The 19,811-nt window shown below is 41.4% G+C and carries 23 protein-coding genes; 17 read left to right on the top strand and 6 right to left on the bottom strand.

Features of this window, described 5'->3' with window-relative positions; translation table 11 throughout:
• Nucleotides 1-29 precede the first annotated feature (29 nt).
• The 13 genes from hisIE to DFR58_RS20305 all read left to right on the top strand — a co-directional run bounded on the left by hisIE (nt 30) and on the right by DFR58_RS20305 (nt 13,714).
• Nucleotides 30-728 carry a bifunctional phosphoribosyl-AMP cyclohydrolase/phosphoribosyl-ATP diphosphatase HisIE gene (gene hisIE, locus DFR58_RS20365; protein WP_114300111.1) on the top strand — a complete coding sequence of 233 codons (699 nt, stop codon included), beginning with the start codon at nt 30-32 and terminating at the stop codon, nt 726-728.
• Nucleotides 703-1,719: a tetratricopeptide repeat protein gene (locus DFR58_RS20360; protein WP_170138253.1), complete on the top strand. Its 1,017-nt coding sequence runs from the start codon at nt 703-705 to the stop codon at nt 1,717-1,719. Before hisIE ends, DFR58_RS20360 begins: the two co-directional genes overlap by 26 nt.
• A 266-nt stretch (nt 1,720-1,985) precedes the next feature.
• Nucleotides 1,986-2,270 (top strand): co-chaperone GroES, encoded by a 285-nt coding sequence (gene groES, locus DFR58_RS20355; protein ID WP_114300109.1) that lies wholly within the window; start codon nt 1,986-1,988, stop codon nt 2,268-2,270.
• Nucleotides 2,271-2,359: 89 nt separating this feature from the next.
• The gene (gene groL / locus DFR58_RS20350) at nt 2,360-4,000 is read left to right on the top strand and encodes a chaperonin GroEL (protein WP_114300108.1); all 1,641 of its coding nucleotides are present in this window, start codon (nt 2,360-2,362) and stop codon (nt 3,998-4,000) included.
• A 318-nt stretch (nt 4,001-4,318) separates the two neighbouring features.
• Nucleotides 4,319-5,668, top strand: coding sequence for an HD domain-containing protein (locus tag DFR58_RS20345; RefSeq protein ID WP_114300107.1), 1,350 nt, complete (start codon nt 4,319-4,321; stop codon nt 5,666-5,668).
• Nucleotides 5,668-6,186: a hypothetical protein gene (locus DFR58_RS20340; protein ID WP_114300106.1), complete on the top strand. Its 519-nt coding sequence runs from the start codon at nt 5,668-5,670 to the stop codon at nt 6,184-6,186. The genes DFR58_RS20345 and DFR58_RS20340 overlap by 1 nt, the downstream gene beginning before the upstream one ends.
• A 181-nt stretch (nt 6,187-6,367) precedes the next feature.
• A complete protein-coding gene (locus DFR58_RS20335) occupies nt 6,368-7,405 on the top strand; it encodes a PilZ domain-containing protein (RefSeq protein WP_114300105.1) in 1,038 nt (345 codons plus the stop codon).
• Nucleotides 7,406-7,561: 156 nt separating this feature from the next.
• Entirely contained in the window at nt 7,562-8,065 is a 504-nt protein-coding gene (locus DFR58_RS20330; protein ID WP_114300104.1) for a DUF6106 family protein, read from the top strand.
• Between the two features lie 135 nt (nt 8,066-8,200).
• Nucleotides 8,201-9,994: a glycosyl hydrolase family 18 protein gene (locus DFR58_RS20325; RefSeq protein WP_242987753.1), complete on the top strand. Its 1,794-nt coding sequence runs from the start codon at nt 8,201-8,203 to the stop codon at nt 9,992-9,994.
• Nucleotides 9,995-10,394: 400 nt separating this feature from the next.
• Nucleotides 10,395-11,774, top strand: coding sequence for a pyruvate carboxylase subunit B (locus tag DFR58_RS20320; protein WP_114300125.1), 1,380 nt, complete (start codon nt 10,395-10,397; stop codon nt 11,772-11,774).
• A gap of 12 nt (nt 11,775-11,786) precedes the next feature.
• Nucleotides 11,787-12,113 carry an OadG family protein gene (locus tag DFR58_RS20315; protein ID WP_114300103.1) on the top strand — a complete coding sequence of 109 codons (327 nt, stop codon included), beginning with the start codon at nt 11,787-11,789 and terminating at the stop codon, nt 12,111-12,113.
• 35 nt (nt 12,114-12,148) lie between these two features.
• Nucleotides 12,149-12,544 carry a biotin/lipoyl-containing protein gene (locus DFR58_RS20310; protein ID WP_114300102.1) on the top strand — a complete coding sequence of 132 codons (396 nt, stop codon included), beginning with the start codon at nt 12,149-12,151 and terminating at the stop codon, nt 12,542-12,544.
• Nucleotides 12,545-12,562: 18 nt separating this feature from the next.
• Nucleotides 12,563-13,714 carry a sodium ion-translocating decarboxylase subunit beta gene (locus DFR58_RS20305; RefSeq protein ID WP_114300101.1) on the top strand — a complete coding sequence of 384 codons (1,152 nt, stop codon included), beginning with the start codon at nt 12,563-12,565 and terminating at the stop codon, nt 13,712-13,714.
• A gap of 80 nt (nt 13,715-13,794) precedes the next feature.
• On the opposite strand, the gene DFR58_RS20300 is transcribed toward DFR58_RS20305, so the two are convergent.
• Nucleotides 13,795-14,805, bottom strand: coding sequence for a phosphodiester glycosidase family protein (locus tag DFR58_RS20300; RefSeq protein ID WP_114300100.1), 1,011 nt, complete (start codon nt 14,803-14,805; stop codon nt 13,795-13,797).
• A 435-nt stretch (nt 14,806-15,240) separates the two neighbouring features.
• Here DFR58_RS20300 and DFR58_RS20295 point away from each other — a divergent pair, with 435 nt between their 5' ends.
• The 3 genes from DFR58_RS20295 to yfbR are packed head-to-tail and all read left to right on the top strand — an operon-like array spanning nt 15,241 to nt 17,545.
• Nucleotides 15,241-15,732 carry an SEC-C metal-binding domain-containing protein gene (locus DFR58_RS20295; RefSeq protein WP_114300099.1) on the top strand — a complete coding sequence of 164 codons (492 nt, stop codon included), beginning with the start codon at nt 15,241-15,243 and terminating at the stop codon, nt 15,730-15,732.
• Between the two features lie 19 nt (nt 15,733-15,751).
• A complete protein-coding gene (locus DFR58_RS20290) occupies nt 15,752-16,903 on the top strand; it encodes an HD domain-containing protein (protein ID WP_242987752.1) in 1,152 nt (383 codons plus the stop codon).
• Nucleotides 16,904-16,948: 45 nt separating this feature from the next.
• Complete coding sequence (gene yfbR / locus DFR58_RS20285) at nt 16,949-17,545, top strand: 5'-deoxynucleotidase (protein ID WP_114300098.1); 597 nt, start codon at nt 16,949-16,951, stop codon at nt 17,543-17,545.
• 45 nt (nt 17,546-17,590) lie between these two features.
• On the opposite strand, the gene DFR58_RS20280 is transcribed toward yfbR, so the two are convergent.
• Nucleotides 17,591-18,061 (bottom strand): FMN-binding protein, encoded by a 471-nt coding sequence (locus DFR58_RS20280; RefSeq protein ID WP_114300097.1) that lies wholly within the window; start codon nt 18,059-18,061, stop codon nt 17,591-17,593.
• 279 nt (nt 18,062-18,340) lie between these two features.
• On the opposite strand from DFR58_RS20280, the gene DFR58_RS20275 reads away from it, so the two are divergent.
• On the top strand, nt 18,341-18,622 hold the full coding sequence (locus DFR58_RS20275) for a hypothetical protein (protein ID WP_114300096.1): 282 nt from the start codon (nt 18,341-18,343) through the stop codon (nt 18,620-18,622).
• Nucleotide 18,623: 1 nt separating this feature from the next.
• On the opposite strand, the gene DFR58_RS20270 is transcribed toward DFR58_RS20275, so the two are convergent.
• The 4 genes from DFR58_RS20270 to DFR58_RS22270 all read right to left on the bottom strand — a co-directional run.
• Entirely contained in the window at nt 18,624-18,974 is a 351-nt protein-coding gene (locus DFR58_RS20270) for a DUF5412 domain-containing protein (protein WP_114300095.1), read from the bottom strand.
• 293 nt (nt 18,975-19,267) lie between these two features.
• Entirely contained in the window at nt 19,268-19,441 is a 174-nt protein-coding gene (locus DFR58_RS22660) for an endonuclease domain-containing protein (RefSeq protein ID WP_423230851.1), read from the bottom strand.
• Nucleotides 19,398-19,565, bottom strand: coding sequence for a hypothetical protein (locus tag DFR58_RS22445; protein ID WP_242987750.1), 168 nt, complete (start codon nt 19,563-19,565; stop codon nt 19,398-19,400). The genes DFR58_RS22660 and DFR58_RS22445 overlap by 44 nt, the downstream gene beginning before the upstream one ends.
• 5 nt (nt 19,566-19,570) lie before the next feature.
• Nucleotides 19,571-19,811: hypothetical protein (locus DFR58_RS22270; protein ID WP_207659299.1), on the bottom strand; the 241-nt coding region annotated here is incomplete at its 5' end.

The raw sequence follows: 19,811 nt of genomic DNA, 5'->3' as shown, positions 1-19,811 counted from the left end.
AAAAATTATAAATGTCGAGGATAATTACAATGAATAATTTATTTAATGACTTAAAATTTGACGACAGGGGCTTGATACCTGTTGTGACGCAGGATAACCGTACCGATGAGGTTCTTATGCTGGCGTATATGAACAGAGAGGCATTAGAGAAGACGCTGGAAACGGGCACCGTTCATTACTGGAGCAGGAGCCGGCAGAAGCTGTGGCTTAAGGGTGAGACCTCGGGGCATTTCCAGTATGTAAGATCCATAAGCTATGACTGTGACGGGGACACAATACTGATAAAGGCTGAGCAAAAGGGAGCGGCATGCCACACCGGCCACCATTCATGCTTTTACAGAAAATTGGACTTTGAAGCCATAAGCGGCGGGACGGTGCCCAAGGAAGAGAAACAGTCACAGCCTGACACTGTCCAGCATAATATTATCGGTGAAGATGATGATAAAGACTTGTCAAAGATCCTTAAAGAGGTATACAATATAGTGGTTGATCGAAAGGCTAACCCTAAGGAGGGCTCTTATACAAACTATCTCTTCCAGAAGGGACTGGATAAAATACTAAAAAAGGTGGGAGAAGAGGCGGCGGAGGTTATAATTGCTTCCAAGAATCCCGACAGCGGCAATATTAAGTGTGAGATAGCAGATCTGATGTATCACCTCTGTGTGCTTATGGTGGAAAAAGAGGTTGGCATGGAGGATGTATTTGACGAGCTTAAGGGGCGAAGATAGAATATTAGTTATGTATGGCGGTGAGCTTTTGAAGAAGACAGGCTTAAAAAAAGTGGTACCATTTCGGCATGACGCTGAAATTTATTATAATATAGGCTTAAAGTATGCGGGAAGAAAAAAATTTGCCATATCGGTGAAGTTTTTTGAAAGGGCGGCGGAAAAGGAGCCCTTTGATGCCGATTACCAGTTTAATCTTGCATGTATATACGCTGAGCTGAGACAGACTGAAAAATCCAATAAAATAATGCTTGATATTTTAAAATATATTGATCCCACGCTTTCCGAATGTTATTTCGGAATAGGCTGCAACTATTTTGACATGGGAAATTTTAAAAAGTCCAGGGAATATTTCGAGGAATACGCAAGGTTTGATCCTGACGGGCAGTTTGCTGAAGAAACCAGTGATATTATATATTACCTGCAGATATATGAGGATATAGGCTATGACGGCAAAAAAGGAAAGATTGCGGGCAAGCTTGCCGCAGAAGGCAGGAGAATGCTTGATGAGGGCATGTATGCCAAGGCGTGTACAAAGCTCGAAAAGGCTGTGGAAATAGACACCGGGGCTATTGCGTTCAGAAACGATTTTTCCATGGCCTGTTTCTTTACGGGGCAAATAAATAAAGCAATCAGCCTTGCCAAAAGTGTGCTTAAGCTTCGGACGGATGACATCACAGCCAATTGCAACCTGACTCTGTTTTATGAATATGATCAGGAGTTTGATCTCTATGAGAGGCAGCTCAAGCTGATATCCAAACTAAGGGCAAAAAATCAGGATGAGTTTATAAAGCTGATCGAAACATATATAAAGCTTAAGCATAGCTCGCATATAAAGGATTTCCTGAAGAAATTTTTAAAGAACAGCAAGAGATTTATAAATAAAAAGGAAATCAGGAGTGTTTTAAACGGCATTGTTACGGATGATACAAAGGACAAGGAAATGAGGGAAATTATCAGAGAATCCCTGACTGCAAAGGATATGGGAAAGTAAAATTCCACTTGCCTTTATAGCCTTTAAGGCTTTTGTTTTCAGCCCTTCTTATGCATATATAAATGACTTTCATAGTAAAATAAAGAAAAACGATGATTTTTCAATATTTTGCTATGATAACAGTCATATTTGCTTAATTATCGCACAATTTAGAAAAAAGACATATTTGATTCACATTTGGATATTATATAATATTATAAATGTGATTAGCACTCAAGTTTAGTGAGTGCTAACAAAATGAAAGATTTTAAAGGGAGGTAAAACTTATGAAAATAAAGCCATTAGGAGACAGAGTTGTTATTAAAATGCTGGAAAGCGAAGAGACCACCAAGAGTGGTATTGTTTTGCCGGGTTCTGCAAAGGAGAAGCCTCAGGTTGCTGAAATAGTAGCTGCCGGCCCCGGTGCGGTTGTAGACGGCAAGGAAATTAAAATGGAAGTAAAGGTTGGAGACAAAGTACTTATAAGCAAGTATGCAGGGACAGAGGTTAAGTTTGACGGTCAGGAGCTGACAATATTAAAGCAGAGCGACATTCTTGCAGTAGTTGAATAGAACAGCTCTTAAGCATTTTATTGTGTATGGTTTAAAGCAACACACATTAGAGAAAAATTTTTCTTAGAAGAATGAGGAGGTTTGATAATATGGCAAAAGAAATAAAATTTGGTGAAGAAGCCAGACGTGCTCTTGAAAGCGGAGTTAACCAGCTGGCTGATACCGTTAAGGTTACGCTTGGACCTAAGGGCAGGAACGTTGTTCTCGATAAAAAATTCGGAGCGCCTTTAATCACAAACGACGGTGTTACAATAGCAAAGGAAATTGAGCTTGAGGACAAATTTGAAAATATGGGAGCTCAGCTTGTTAAAGAGGTTGCCACAAAGACAAATGATGTTGCCGGCGACGGTACCACAACGGCTACTCTTCTGGCACAGGCAATAATCAGAGAGGGAATGAAGAATGTTGCTGCAGGTGCCAACCCCATGATAGTTAAAAAGGGTATTGCAAAGGCTGTAGACGAAGCGGTGGACGGAATAAAGGAAATCAGCCAGAAGATTAAGGGAAAAGAGGATATAGCAAGAGTTGCTTCAATATCCGCAAATGACGATGTTATAGGCGCCTTGATTGCAGACGCAATGGAAAAAGTGACCAATGACGGGGTTATTACCGTTGAAGAGTCTAAAACAATGGGAACAAGCGTAGAGGTAGTTGAAGGTATGCAGTTTGACAGGGGATATGTTTCCGCTTATATGGTAACCGATACCGAAAAGATGGAAGCGGTGTTAGATGATCCCTATATATTGATTACAGACAAGAAGCTGGGCAACATTCAGGATATACTTCCCATACTTGAGCAGATAGTTCAGCAGGGCAAAAAGCTCGTTATAATAGCTGAGGATGTAGAGGGAGAAGCTCTTTCCACTCTTGTTCTCAATAAGCTGAGAGGAACATTTACATGTGTTGCCGTTAAGGCCCCCGGCTTTGGCGACAGAAGAAAGGCTATGCTTCAGGACATCGCTGCTTTGACAGGCGGAGAGGTAATTACTGAAGAGCTTGGACTGGATTTGAAGGAAACCACTATTGAGCAGCTCGGTAGAGCAAGACAGATTAAGGTTCAGAAGGAAAACACAATAATTGTAGACGGTGCCGGAAGTGAAGAGGATATCAAGAAGAGAATTGCTTCAATTAAGGCTCAGATTGAAGAAACCACATCCGATTTTGACAGGGAGAAGCTTCAGGAAAGGCTTGCCAAGCTTTCCGGCGGAGTAGCTGTAATTCAGGTGGGTGCCGCTACTGAAACTGAAATGAAGGAAAAGAAATTAAGGATAGAGGACGCGCTTGCTGCCACAAGAGCTGCTGTTGAGGAGGGCATGGTTTCCGGCGGAGGAACCGCATTCATCAACGTAATTTCAAAGGTGGCAAAGCTGCTTGATACCACATCGGGTGATGAAAAGACCGGAGTACAGATTATAGTTAAGGCTCTCGAGGAGCCGGTAAGACAAATTGCGGCTAATGCAGGTCTTGAGGGCTCTGTAATAGTTGAAAAGGTAAAGAACAGTGAAGAAGGAATTGGCTTTGATGCTTTGAATGAGAAGTATGTCAGTATGTTTGAGGTTGGTATAGTTGACCCTGCGAAGGTTACAAGATCAGCTCTGCAAAATGCTGCTTCAATAGCATCAATGGTACTTACAACCGAAAGTGTAGTTGCCGACAAACCTGAGAAGGAAGCTCCTATGCCGGGTGGAGGAATGCCCGGAGGGATGGGCGGAATGGGCGGAATGTACTAATACCCGCTTTTCGGACGCACAAGCATTGACTAAATATTCTGAAATATATAAGAAGAAAGTTTCTTGCGGAGCTCTGCTCCTTAAGAGGCTTTCTTTTTTTATTTATGTATGAAACAAGAAACCTACTTGCTAAGCAGGAAGAAAAAAGGCTTATGTCCGTTCGACAAAACAATAAATTTTTCATCAATAATTTGTCATTTATAGGGATTGGTTGTATAATGAAAATACTATAAGCAAACATATGTGATTATAAAGGCTGTTGACCTGAAATTACGGGTTATTAGCCTGAATTCCAAGGATAAAGGCGGTAAAATTGAGATGACGAATGAGGTGATGTGTATGCCATATCAATTTCGCGATCCCATACATGGCTTTATTGAAGTAAGCGACCTTGAATTAAAAATCATTGATTCCGCACCATTTCAACGGCTTCGTAATATCAAACAGCTAGCCACTACATATCTGGTATATCCCGGGGCAGAGCATACTCGTTTTGGACACTCTTTGGGCGTAATGTATTTAGTGACGGAGGCCTTTACTTCTGCATTAGACAGATATAAAGCAGCCCACGGATATGACCTTTTTGATAACACACGAAAAGAGTGGTATAAACAGCTATTAAGATTAATGGCAATAACACACGACCTTGGACATGCACCATTCTCACATGGTTCGGAAGCACTTTTCGACGGTGGGGCAGAGCATGAGGATTTTACCAGAAAGATTATTTGCGAAACTGAGATATCACAATACATTGAAGATATCGGGGCGGATTTTCGGCGAGAGCATAGTGCGGATGAGAGCTATGCAATAACGCCGGAATTGCTGTGGCTGATCTATGGAGAGAATAACCCCGAATTAAATCCGAACTACATAATGCCTGACTTTAAGTTTCTGAAAAGCTTTATGGACAGTGAACTTGACTGTGATAAAATGGATTATTTATTAAGGGATTCTTATTATTGCGGAGTCAATTACGGCAAATATGACCTTAACAGGCTGCTTTCTTCTTTAACGGTATACGTCAAACCAAATGATAATATTATGCAGTTAGCTGTTGAGAGAGGCGGTATCCACGCGTTTGAAGAGTTTGTAATCGCTAGATATTTCATGTTTATTCAGGTTTATTTTCATAAAACCAGAAGATACTTAGACAATCTTCTTATAGGTAATATTTCCTGCATACTACCTAATTCTCAATATCCTGATGATGTGCATGAGTATTTAAAATGGGATGATCTTACTATTCTGAACAAAATCAAAGAGGCTCAAGGAAACACTCCTTTAGCAGATGAATTTTTGAATCGAACAGTAATGTCATGTGTTTATGAAACATCGGCTCATAGTAACCGGGGCAATGATTACCTCTTATTCAATCTCATCAAGAAGGAATTGAAAGAAAAGCTGGGATGTGATATACTTGAAGACACGGCCAGCAAGTTGCCGCACAAAATTCCCACATTAGAGGAATATGATGCAGGTAGCGGTAAAGGAATCCCAATACTGGTTAATTACATGGAGAGGCCGTCGAGTATTTCTTCTGAATCAATATTACTACAAAGTCTTATTAAGCCTATTAACATCAGAAGACTTTATGTAGATAAACCGCATGCCGCAGACGCAAGGAGAATCGTCAGTGAACTTTTAAAAGAAGGAGATGATGACTGATGACAGGTATTTTAAACAATGCGGCTTATATAATTAAAAGAATTAATGATATATGGGGAGAAAAACCTGGTAAAAAAACTTTGCAGAAAATGGTTTTTTTGATTGAACAAAAAGGCATAAATTTAGGTTATGATTATGGCTTGCATTTTTATGGCCCATATAGTGGGGCTTTAGATGCTGCTGCTACATTTTTAAGTACTGATGGTGTTATTGAGTTTGATTATTCAGGATATTCGCATCTAATGAGTATTGATGAAAAGAACTTTGCAGTTGAGGCTGACGGATTATCTGTAGAGCAGGTAAGGCAAATAGATGAGCTGATTGAACGTTTTAAGGGGCAATCGCCATCAGAACTGGAGTTGCTGACAACTGCCATCTATGCTTATGATCATTTGGAAAATAAGTCGAAGGAAAGCGTGATTAGTGGGGTGCAAAAAATAAAAGGTCAAAAATATTCTATAGATCAGATACAGCGTTCATTAAAGAACTTTAAATACTTTGGAAAGCAGTTTTGCTGATTCTATGCTGCTGCCCGTTACCCGTTCCATTGAGGGGGAAGAGTTTGATACAAAGGTTTGCGGAGGACAGGCACTTTAAAGAAGCCCATTCCACAGGCCTTTTTTATTTATGCATAAAAAATAAGCACTTCACATTCAGTGGGTTTAAGTATAAAATATTAGTTAAAAGGAGAGGGCTGCAATGAAAATTACCATAGTAAAGCAAAATGAGCTCATGAATGTGATGCAGGATTTGAATATAGTCAAGGTGAAGTTTAGGAATGGAGACAACTGGCTTATAGCTCTTTTACTGTACGCAGACGAATCAAATATAGAGATTCTGTTTGATAGCCCTTATAGTGAAAATTTGTTGCCGTATCAAGAGGCTATCCTAAAGTTTCAAAAAGAAGGATATGAATATCTTGTCAGTGGAGAGGTTACAACCGCAAATGCGTCCAATCCAAAGGCCGCCACCTTAAGGGTTTCTATGGCACAGAAATACAGTGATTTAAGAAAATACATGCGTTTTGATTCTAATCTTAACGTAATACTAAAAACAGATAAAGGGAATACTATTGAAAGTGTGGCCAAAAATATAAGCAGGGGAGGAGCGATGATAGTTGCTGAGGCTGATATTGAGCTGGGATCGGTTATAAGCTTTCACATTGCCTCCATGTCAGGCAACTGCTTTACAGCACTGGCGAAGTTAATAAGAAAATCCCCCTACAAAGAGCCTCAGATAAGTTACGGAATTGAATTCATAGAAATATCTGAGGACAGTAACAGGGTCTTTAATAAAGAGATTTTAAAATATGAGAAGCAATATTTAAAATCCCTCAACACTCTTAAGGATTATACCAGAAAGGCATACACCAGCTTTAGCACAAAAATTGCTATTCTTTGCTATGGAAAAGGCGAGGACTATAACATACGGGAAGGTCTGATGAATTTAGGGGCGGAGAATTATGAGGTTTTCTATAATTTTAGATTTTATACCGATTTCTTCACAGAGGAGAAGCCAAAAATTGTTATAGTGGACACAGAAGAGGTAAGTGAAGATATTCACGAAATAATAAGACAGATTGATGCCGTCTTTCCTCATATAAAAATTATTTTTCTGCATCCTATATGCGAGGATGATGCGAAAAAGGAAGACATGCTTATTCCCGATAGTGTGAGCAATTTGTATAAGCCTTTGATTTATAATGAATTTGAAACTGAATTAATGAAGCATCTTTAAACCGGCTTTGCTCTGAGAAAAAATTTTTTGTTTGACATTAGGGACATTGTCTAAACTGTTAGGGTATGATAAAATCTATTTTAACGATTTTTATCCGGCGGCGTATTAAAGTCGACTTATTCCAAACAATTGTTTAAAGTATGGGAGGGCTATGAAATGGATGTGTTTATAGAGCAAATAATATCTAAAAAGAAAAATACTCAGGATGTGCTGGTTAATGCAGGAATTATTGCTGCGGGCTTGATTTTAAGCCTTGTGATTTTTTCGATACCTTACATTCAGAGCTTTGCAATATTTTTATTTGCGGGTATTGCCTTTGGAGTATATTACCTTATAACATCAAGAAATATTGAATTTGAGTATATTCTCACAAATGGCGAGCTGGATATAGATAAAATAATATCCCGCAGAAAAAGAAAGAGGGTTTTCAGTGCAAGCTGCAAGGATTTTGATATAGTCGCAAGGGTAAGCAGTGATAAGTTTACAAACGAGGTGAAGGGCATAAGGAAAAAGCTTGAGCTTGCAGGCTCAATGAGCTCTCCCGATGTTTATTTTGCCACCTTGAACCTTAAGGGTGAAAGGACACTGCTTCTGTTTGAGCCTCAAAAGAAAATGCTCGACTCCTTTAAGACTTATATTCCGCGAAAGGTTTTTGAATAGATAACAGCCATATGGAAGAGAAATAAAGGCTAAAGGGCCTTTTTTCTTTATGTCGGGCGGAATTTACACTTTCGTAATCATTTTTTAGGCAACTGTATGATATGCTATTAGTATAAAACAGAGGGGGGAGCAGAATTGAAAAGGAGAACGAGATCGACAACAAGATCGAAATCGAAATGGAGATCGAGAGCGAGGCTTGTCGTTTTACTGTTTTTATTAGGTGCAGGGGGCATATTGGGCTATTTCTTTCTTCCCAATAATATGGAAATCGCTTCCCTTGACAGAAGCAGGCTGAATATTTTGATTGAAGACAGGCTTATCTCCGAAGGCCGGGAGCCTCAGATAGTAAATGAAGAAATTCTTCTTCCTGTGGACACTGTTAAAAGACACATTGACAATAATATATATTGGGATGAAAAGGCCGATAAGGTTACAATTACCACTAAAGACAAGCTGATAAGAATGAAAACCGACAGCTTGAATGCCCTGGTAAACCACAAGCCTGTAACACTCAGCCTGCCTGTTACCAAAATAGACGGCGCTGTCTATGTGCCTATAGAATTTTTAAGTGATTTTTATAGAATTGATATAGATTATGTTAAAAACGCCAATGTGATAATAATAGATTATTCCGGCAGAGAAAAGAAGTTTGCAGCTCCTATAAAGAAGAAAACAGTAATAAGGAAAGAGATGTCCAGAAGGGAGCCAATCATAAAAAAGCTGGACACTGAGAAGGATTCACCGGAGGAGCTTAAATTAAAGGTGTTGGAGGAGCATGAAAAATGGTTTAAGGTAAGGGCCTTTGACGGCTCTATAGGGTATATTGAAAAAAGCTCTGTAGAGCTGACCGAAACCACTCCTGCAAAGCTGCCGGAGGAGAAGGAACCCGTCACGGCATGGAAGCCGGAAAAGGGAAGGATCAATATGGCATGGGATGCAATTTATAAAAACACCTCCATTTCATCTAAAATGAAGGAGGTAAAGGGACTGGACGTGCTTTCTCCCACGTTTTTTGAAATAGAGGATGCAAGTGGTACGGTACTCAACAAAGTAAATTCAGGGTATATAAAATGGGCTCATAATAAGGGCTATAAGGTGTGGGCTCTTTTAAGCAATGATTTTAAGAGCATTGAGGATACCAGCAAGCTGCTGAACGATACAGACGCGAGGGATAATGCAATAAGGCAGATACTGGCGTATTCCGCGCTTTATAAGCTGGATGGAATAAATATAGATTTTGAAAATGTATATAAAAGGGATAAGGACGCGCTTACTCAATTTGTAAGAGAAATAACGCCTCTGCTGCATGAGCAGGGACTTACCGTTTCTGTGGATGTAAACGTGCCCGACGGGAGTGAAAATTATTCTCTTTGCTATGACAGAAAGGCTCTTGCTGAGATAGTGGATTATGTAATGCTTATGGCCTATGACCAGCACTGGAGCACCAGCCCTAAGGCGGGCTCCGTTTCTCAGATTACATGGGTGGAGAGCAAGCTTGAGAAGACATTAACGGAGGTACCCGCCGAAAAGCTTATTCTGGGGGTTCCGTTTTACACCCGGCTGTGGAAGGAAGAGAAGGGAGCTGGCGGGAAAATTAAGGTTTCCAGCTCAAACGGGCTGTTCATGGCTGCCGCTAAAAAGAATATAGACGAGAACAAAGCAAAGGTATCGTGGGAAGAGGAGAGCGGACAGTTTTATGCGGAATATGTTAAGAATGATATCAGGCACAGGCTGTGGCTGGAGGATGAAAATTCAATTAATTTGAGGGCCTCTCTGGTGCTTAAGTACAATCTGGCCGGAACCTCTGTCTGGAGCAAGGATGCCGATGCGACGGGTGCATGGGAGGTGCTGCGGAAAAATTTGAAGGACGTATCGGATTATCAGGAGTGGCTTGAAAAAAATAAGGATAAGGAGTATAGTTACAAGTAAAGCGTCGCATATATGGCAAGCATTTAAAATAATAATGCCCGGAGTCCATTGGCTCGGGGCATTATTATTTTGCATTGTGGGCTCTAGTAAAACCATAAAAAAGCTTGTTAAAAATATAGCAATAATTTAATTTTATACTTTTTTAGCAGTTAAACATGTGGTATAATGTAGAAGGCTAAAATGGGGGAGGATTTTTATTTTATTTAGAGTAAAAAAAGATTCCTTTTTTGCAGATACTAATTTTGAAGTATAAGAAGTATAAATTCGAGATTGGGCCCTAAGTATTAACCGATAAAAAGTTTGCCGGTTTTTGACGTTTACGGATGCTTTTGATTATAAAATCGGCGGGCTTAATATAACCTATTTTAATTTCAGTAAAAATATAAAAGATAGGAGTGAGATTGTGAAAGTAAATATTACAGAAACAGTGTTAAGAGATGCAAACCAGTCTCTTATTGCTACCAGGATGCCTTTCCAGGACTTTGAGGCTATTCTTGAAACCATGGACAAGGCGGGATACTATTCCATAGAATGCTGGGGTGGTGCCACATTTGACTCATGCTTGAGATATCTTAACGAAGATCCATGGGAAAGACTCAGAAAAATCAAAGCGAAGCTCAAAAAAACAAAACTCCAGATGCTTTTAAGGGGCCAGAACATCTTAGGCTATAAGCATTATTCGGATGATGTAGTAAGAAAATTCGTCAGCCATTCCATAGAAAATGGAATGGATATACTGAGAATTTTTGATGCCTTAAACGACTACAGGAACATAGAAGTGGCTGTTGATGAGACAATTAAGAGAAAGGGGCACGCACAGGGAACCATAGCATATACCTTAAGCCCTATTCATAACCTTGAAAATTATGCAAAGCTTGGGAAGCAGCTTGAAGGGATGGGAGTTCATTCCATCTGCATAAAAGACATGGCGGGCATTATGGGGCCCAAGGAGGCTTATGACCTTGTAAAAACCCTTAAGGAAACTGTTAAGATACCTGTTTTCCTTCATACGCATTCAACCACAGGCTTAGGCCCTATAACCTATTTTAAGGCTGTAGAGGCAGGGTGTGACGGAGTTGATACCGCAATATCCTCATTTTCAGGCGGTACGTCTCAGCCTTCAACAGAGACTTTAAACTATTCCTTTAAGCAAATGGGATATGCAACGTCGCTTGATGAAAAAATATTAAAGGATATAAACGACTTCTTTAAGCCTCTGAAGGAGAAATATGTTTCCTCAGGCCTTTTAGACTCGTTCGTATTGGGAACAGACACCGACGCCCTTGTATATCAGGTTCCGGGCGGAATGCTGTCCAACCTTATTGCACAGCTCAAGCAGCAGAACTCAATGGATAAGCTTGACGAGGTGCTGCAGGAAACTCCGAGGGTAAGAAAGGATCTGGGGTACCCTCCGCTTGTAACGCCCATGAGCCAGATGGTAGGTGTTCAGGCGGCTACAAATGTTCTTCTCGGAGAGAGATACAAGAGCATATCAAAGGAAGTAAAGGCATATTTAAAAGGCGAATACGGCAAAGCTCCCGGTGAGGTTGACGCTGAGCTGGTAAAGAAGGTTCTAGGAGATGAAAAGCCTATAACCGGAAGGTTTGCGGATACTTTGGAGCCGGAATTTAACAAAATAAAACAGCAGGTTAAGGGCATGGCTAAAAACGACGAGGATGTGCTTTCCTATATACTTTTCCCTCAGATAGCCGAGAAGTTCTTCAAGCACAGGGAAGAAAGCACCGCCGTGAAGGTAAACTATGCCATTGCGAAGGTTTAAAGGAGGGTGTTTATGTCTATAGCCGATAGTTTGAGTATTTCTGTATTTGGTCTTGGGACGGTATTTGTTGTGCTTATTGCTTTAAGCTGTCTTGTTATGGCCCAATCTGCAATATTCCGCAATATTTCCGGAGCAAAGGAAACAAAGGCTGCACCCGGCAGGCAGGAGCCCGAGAAGCCCGTTAATACCGTATGTCAGGATATGGGGCCGTCCTCGGGAGAATTGAAGCTTTTTGGAGTTGATGAAAAGACTGCTGCAATGATTATGGCAATTGTAAGCGATCAATCTGAAATTCCGTTGTCGGAGCTGCAATTTAAAACAATAAGTGCACTTGATTAATATCTATTTTAACGGATATGGAGGGTTGATTTATAATGAAGTATATTGTTACTATTAACAATAAGAATTACGAGGTTGAGGTGGAAAAGGGGCAGGCCACTGTAGTAGGGACTACCCAGACAGTTGCTGTTGCCGCAAAGCCGGTTGAACAGGCAGCGCCTGTACCGGCTGCACCTGCAGCCGCACCTGCTGCCGCCGCTGTGCAGCAGAGCGTGGCGGGAGAGCCTGTAAAGGCTCCTATGCCCGGTGTTATACTGGATATAAAGGTGAGTTCAGGAGCTTCGGTTAAAAAGGGAGATGTGCTTTTTATACTTGAGGCCATGAAGATGGAAAATGAGATAACCGCTCCAAAAGATGGTGTGGTTGCTCAAATATCAGCAGCAAAGGGAGCGTCTGTTGTCACAGGTGATCTTCTTGCCGTGCTTCAGTAGTGGAGGTGAAATATAATAATGTCTTTTTCATTTGGAGAAACAATATCAAAAATCTGGGAGACCTCAGGCTTTGCGGCAATGACCTGGCAGCAGCTTGTTATGATTATCGTCGCGTGTCTCCTTATATACCTGGCAATTGTTAAAAAGTTCGAGCCTCTTCTGCTTTTGACCATAGCCTTTGGAATGCTGCTGGCAAACCTTCCTCTTACAGGGATTATGGCGGGTCCTCCGGAAGGCTCCACAGAGCCGGGAGGGTTGCTGTACTACTTGTATATGGGAGTTAAAAAGGGAATTTATCCTTCTCTGATATTTTTGGGAGTAGGGGCAATGACAGACTTCGGACCGCTGATAGCAAGGCCTGCAAGCCTGTTCTTAGGTGCCGCTGCCCAGTTTGGAATATATATGGCGTTTGTTATTGCAATCGCGCTTGGCTTTTCACCTCAGGAGGCAGCATCCATAGGTATTATAGGAGGCGCCGACGGACCTACCGCAATTTACCTCACAACCAGGCTGGCTCCGGAGCTTTTGCCTGCCATAGCCGTTGCGGCTTATTCGTATATGGCGTTGATTCCTGTTATTCAGCCCCCTCTTATGAGGCTGATTACCACTAAAAAGGAAAGAGAAATAAAAATGGAGCAGCTCAGGGAAGTTTCTAAGGTTGAAAAAATAGTATTCCCTATTGTTGTAACCATAATCACAGTACTGCTTCTTCCGTCGGTAGCTCCTCTTATAGGTATGCTTATGCTGGGGAACCTTTTCAAAGAGTCGGGAGTTGTTGACAGGCTTTCTAACACTGCACAGAACGCTTTGATTAACATAGTTACAATATTCCTTGGCGTTACTGTGGGTGCAACTGCGGTTGCCGAGAACTTTTTAAGAGCTGAAACCTTAAAGATAATAGCATTAGGGCTGACGGCCTTCATGTTCAGTACAATCGGGGGACTTCTGCTCGGAAAGCTCATGTGCTTTTTGTCGGGAGGAAAGATCAACCCTCTTATCGGCTCCGCCGGAGTGTCTGCGGTACCGATGGCAGCCAGAGTTGCTCAGGTAGAGGGACAGAAGGCCAATCCTTCAAACTTCCTCCTTATGCATGCAATGGGTCCTAACGTTGCGGGAGTAATAGGCTCTGCCGTTGCCGCAGGCGTACTGCTGGCACTGTTCGGAGGCTAACCGTATACCCAACAAAGGTACACCCAACAAAGGTACACCCAACAATGGGACATTCCTCGACAAAGGAGAGGAGTGTCCCATTACCTTACTATAAAGGCTGAGGGCACATATCTGGGGCCGTGCTGGCTGGAGGGGCTGTTTATAAGCCTGCCGTCATATACAAGCGTAGTCGATGAGCCTCCGTCAAGGTTTGCGGCATTGTGGGCACCGTATTCCACCATGATATCCTGAACATCCTTAAGCGTTGCCCCCACGCTTGAAATCTGCCTCCCGTCTATTGTAAGCAGAAGCACAGCTCCGTCTGTTCTCTGGCCTATGGCTGTTCTGGGAGCTATTCCCCATCCCCCGTCTCCCTTAGTGATTGTGGGCTTGCCGTTTACAATCAGGAAGGGCCGGAAGGAAACCGCATCCCTTATTTTAAGGCTTTCGATTCTGGCCTTGCCGTATTTTCCAAGCACAAGTATATTTTTTTCATTAAAGCCTATTATATAGTGCGAGGAAGCATTATCCGAATACAGTATTTTGCCGTCCTCAATGATTATTCCCTCAGGAATGCCTCCTGTGCCGTGACCGTCAAGATCGGCAAAGCCTCCGGCGTTTATGCCTGCGACGGCATTATTGCTCTTTACTATATCCTCCACCTTTGTGCCTCTTACCCCTAATTGAGGAGTGGTAGCCAGAGACACCCTTGAGGGGTCCTTGACTATAAGCAGATATCCTTTATATGTGGGGCCTTTAATATCTATTTTTTTTATACCGTCTATGCTGTCATCGCCCTCTAAAGGGAGAGAAATCTCATCCTGGTTTGTATCCTCAGTAGGGTCTATTATCCTGTATTTCTCCATTATGCTTGCTATTTCAGCATCACTGACAAGAAGCCTTGCCAGGTATTGATGGCTCATTGTATTCATGGCTGTGGTTACAAAAAGCTCCTTAAGCCTTGTATCTGGGCCATAGAACAAAAAACCGGCAGTCAGCAGGCACAAGATAGTAAACATAATAAAGAAGGCAGCTAAAAACTTCCTTACGCTTGCTGCGAAGCTCTTTCTTTTCTGAAGCCTGACTTCGCGAATAGCTTCTGTTCTGTTCATTATGACCACCCTTATATAAAGACTCTCCCAAAACAAAAAAAGTTTCATGTGAGACACGTCTGTTTTGTACTCTAAAGCAATATGTCTTCAATTAAATATACACAATAATATCAAATTCGACAGGCTTTTTCAAACCATTACTGGTTAAAGCATACAGGCACATGTTTTTGTGTAAATATTTTAAAGAACGGCTGTCAAGGTTGCGAACGGCTAAATCAGGCTTATGCGGGCATTATAGCTGTATTAAAAAGGCGCTGCACAGGGTATTTATTGCTGTGAGTTAATAAAAATTTAATAAAGCCTTTTATAGCCAATGCAGAGGATATTAAATGAAAAATATGGATTTTAAAAAAATAAGCCTTTCTATAAAAAAATATGTTATAATCTTATAGATGAAAAATTAAGCATATGAAAAATAAAGGAGAAGACGGATTTATGAGCCTGTACAATGAATGGAAGGAACTGGCTGAAGATGAAAGGAGTCCTAAGGAGCAGGAGGCCTTTTGGAAGGAGTATTTTGAAAGGGAAAAGAATAACTACGAAGCAATCTTAGAGAGCCACGAGGAGATACGCAGCGGTAAGCTGGGAGAGCTTGCGCAAACCTTTAATATGGATTCGGTTGCCTTTACGGGCTTTCTTGACGGAATCAACTCAAGCCTGATTGAGGAAATAGATCTCGAGGAGTTGAATGAGGAATCTGACGTAAAGATTGAAATAGATTTTGAAAAGCTGTATTTTAACATGCTGGAGGCAAAGGCCGACTGGCTATACAATCTGACGCAGTGGGATGCTGTGCTGTCCCCGCAAAGGAGAAGCGAAATCACCGCGGAGTTCAGGAGAACAAAAATGGCGGTCAGTACCAAGGTGGGAAGGAATGAGCCCTGTCCCTGCGGCAGCGGCAAAAAGTACAAAAAATGCTGTGGATAGTAGATAAAAGAGGTTTGGTATGTCTATTGTTTGGAGAGAGATAAGGGAAAAGCAGGAGGAAGGGTTTTCGCCCTATGCCGCCAGAAGCACAATGTCGAAGGGCAGGGTGCTTGAAGAGGAAAAATGTCCCGTAAGGACCGATTTTGAGCGGGATTCCAACAGAATACTATATTCCATGGAATTCAGGAGGCTAAGGCATAAAACTCAGGTGTTCCTAAATGCAAAGAATGACCACATATGCACACGGATGGAGCATGTCCTCCATGTGGGCTCAATAGCGGTTACAATAGCGAGGACGCTTAACCTCAATCAGGATCTTACCTATGCCATTGCCCTCGGGCATGACATAGGCCATGCGCCCTTCGGACACAGCGGAGAGAGGGTGCTGGATAAATGCTTAAAGAAAATAAACCCGGATTACTTTTTTCAGCATGAGTTGCATAGCCTAAGGGTGGTTGACAGGCTTGCGACGAGGGTTTCCAGAGAAAAAATAAATGAAAAATGCGGGCTTAATCTGACGTTTGAGGTAAGGGACGGAATTGCCTGCCATTGTGGAGAAAACTACAGTGAATACAGGCTTGAAAGAGACGGCGAAAAGGATTTGCATTCCTTAAGCCGTATAAAGCCCGGGCCCAGAAGGCCTTATACTTTGGAAGCCTGTGTTGTAAGGCTGGTCGATAAAATTGCGTATGTGGGAAGGGATATTGAGGATGCCGTGAGGGTAAGACTCATGGAGATGGAGGATATCTCAAAAGATGTATGCAACGAGCTTGGCTATACCAATGGAGAAATAATAAATACCCTGGTGTGCGACCTGATTGAAAACAGCTACGGAAAGGGCTATATCGCACTCAGCAGGGAAAAGGGCGAAGCTCTGGAGTGTCTTATCAATGAAAATGTACGATTGATTTACAAGGCCGATAAAATAAAAAGATATGAAAAGACAGCTCAGAATATTATGGAGGGGCTCTTTGAGGATCTTGTAAAAAAGGCGGGGGACCCGGAAAAAATAAAGAACAGTGAGCTTAAGGTGTACAGAAAGTTTCACAATTTTATAAATGATATAGGATACGGCGGAAACGAAATCGATGAACAAAAGGCAATAGATTTTATAGCCGGAATGACAGATGGCTTCGCACTTAGCTGCTTTGAGGAAATTTACTGGGTTTAAGACTGCAAAGGGTCTCACGAAATTACTTTTACAGAGGTATTATTTATGGCAAGGTCAAAAACTAAGTTCCATTTTTTTGCTTTTCTCGCAAGAATGAAATATATAACGCGTTGGGGGCTGATGAGAAACACGCAGCCTGAAAATATTCAGGAGCACAGCCTTCAGGTAGCTATGGTTGCCCATGCGCTTGCACTTATAAAAAACCGCTTTTATGGAGGGGATATAAGTGCCGACAGGGTGGCGGTGCTTGCCATGTTTCATGACTGCAATGAGATAATTACGGGAGATTTGCCTACTCCTATCAAATATTTTAATCCTGAAATAAGTACAGCTTATAAGGCGGTTGAAAGGGTGTCAAGGGATAAGCTGGTGTCAATGCTTCCTGATGAGCTGAAGGCCGACTACGCCTCAATTCTCTTTCATGAGGAGCAGGGGGGAGATTGCTGGAGGCTGGTAAAGGCCGCCGACAGAATTTCGGCGTATATAAAGTGCATTGAGGAGGTAAAGGCCGGCAACGGGGAATTTAAAAAGGCAAGCATTTCTGTGCTCAAGTCAATAACGGAAATAGATATGCCGGAGGTTAAATATTTCATGGAAAAATTTTTGCCAAGCTTTTCGTTGACGCTGGACGAGCTGGAATAGGCAAAACAAAAGACAGCCGTTTTAAGACTGCCTTTGCACGCTTTGCTACTTTGCTTTTTCCAGAGCCTTTTGAACGGATATTTTCCAGTTGTTGCAGCTTGTTGTTGCTCCCGAGATAATGTCTACATCATAGCTTTGCTTCTGCACCATGGCATCCGCCATGTCTATTCTGTACTGCTTGAGGTTTGGGTACAGCTTTCCCTCTATCTCCTGGCCCTTCCAGTTCTCATAGTCAACTTCCTTTCCGTCGGTGTCAAGCCTTCTTAAAATTATACTCTTTATTTTGCCGTCGGCAACTTCCACTGTTGCGTTTTCGGCACCATACTGCCAAGGGTCCGCTGCGCCCTCATAGGTTCCGTCCTTATATGCTCCCTGTGCGGGGGGCTCCTGCGTGGTTGTTTGCTGCCCATTTCCCTCCTGTGTGGTTGTCTGCTGGTTTTCGTTATTCTGAGGGCTGCACCCGCCAAGAGTGAAGACCAAAATTACTATTGCCGTCACAACCGTAATCTTTTTCATAACAATACCTCCTTAATAAAGCTCTTGTGCCTTTTTTAGTATTTGTATTTTGGAGGGGAAAATATACCTTGGCAAAAAGAGAGGTATGCAATAGCCGGAGCTTGTGACACAATATAACATTAGCTATATTGTATCCAATGATGAAATATGATAATATTTACTTATCGTGTACAACATAATTCTTTTTCAAAAACCATATCTAAAGCTTTTTCCAAAGGGTTTCATATCTTCATAATTTAAGTTATGGAATCGAGGAGGTTGCAAAAGGAGGTAAATATTATGATCTGGGATGATGTAAAAAGGGCATACCCCAACCAGTGGGTAATAATTGAGGCTATCGAGGCACACACTGAGGGCGGCAAAAGGATTATTGAGAATATAACAGTTGTTGACACATTCCAGGAAGATAATAACAGGGCATTGCTTGAATATATCAGGCTCCACAGGAAGCATCGTGAAAGGGAAATGTATGTTGTTCATACTTCCAGACCGGAGCTGGATATTATTGAGCAAAAATGGATTGGTGTGAGGGCTGAAATCAGAGGCTATGACATCAATTAGATTATTTTCTCCTAAAATCAAACCTTTCATTTGGTACATTTAATTTGTGACCATTGATGATAACGGTATCGTTATCAATCCACTCAATTTTAGCATTATCCTCACGGTAATTCCAATATATATTTTTAGGATTTTTCTTTATGGTATTAAATATTAGTTCTCCTCTGACAGCATAGGAAGTTGTTGCGTCACCATCTGATATATATGCTTTAATAGTGTATTCCCCATTGGGCGAGTGTACTTCGGATATAAGTCTACCTTCAGGCAGATTATTCATATCAAAAAAAGCCCTGTATATTCCGTAAGATAAAATTAAAATAATTATCACAATAACAGATATAAATTTTTTCATACTCTTCCTCACTTATATATTAAAGATATTGCAGACTTAATTATTAATTGTATACAAATGACGCATAAATTACAACTATATGCCAGAGGGGGGTGCATAAATTATATCTGACACAGCATTTCGGAAAATCGCCATAGGGATTACAATTGAAGCACCTTTTTCACATAACAGCATAATTATTCAAAAAAAATGGTTAAAAAGAGCCAATATATTATGGCGTTTTATTCAAATCCAGATTTTTAATAAACTCCCTATCTATCTTCCCCTCACTTCGAGGGGAAGGAAAAGAAGGTCTATGTAGGTTTTGCTGGTCTTCTAAGTAGCAATGCTGTTTTCGCTTTGCTGCAATAAAAATCAGCTATATACCTACTTATGGCATATTGCCTTAAAAATCGGTACCCTCCCAACTGTTTATTTCGGATTTTATCCCACAACTCCTGTTCTCCACTTGTAGGATGTCTCCTCATTTCTTTCGCTAGCTGCTTTACATACGCCTGCGTTGTTCTTCTCATTTTCTTCTCCAGCGCCCTTCTTTTTCTTCCCCTCAATGTGAGGGGAAGATAGAAGGGGAGTTAAAATTTGCATTTTCATTCATATTACCACAAAATATATTCGTTGGTAACATTTTCGTCACTTAAATTAAATACACCCCAGAGGGTGTTTGGTAAACCCTGCTGACGAAGCCTTAAAAGCAAAAATGCTTTATTATCTTGATTGCAGATTTTAGGGATGTGGAGGCGTTGGTGGGCGGTCAAAGTAAATGCAACCATTGACAGAGTAACTGGAACTGGGTAGCATTTAGTTATTCCGAAGATGGTTAGAAAAAGATTTAAAACA

The organism is Anaerobacterium chartisolvens (assembly GCF_003337415.1).
Classification (GTDB): Bacteria; Bacillota; Clostridia; order Acetivibrionales; family DSM-27016; genus Anaerobacterium; species Anaerobacterium chartisolvens.
Note: the sequence above shows the minus strand (reverse complement) of the source record. Positions and strands in the feature narration are given on the sequence as shown.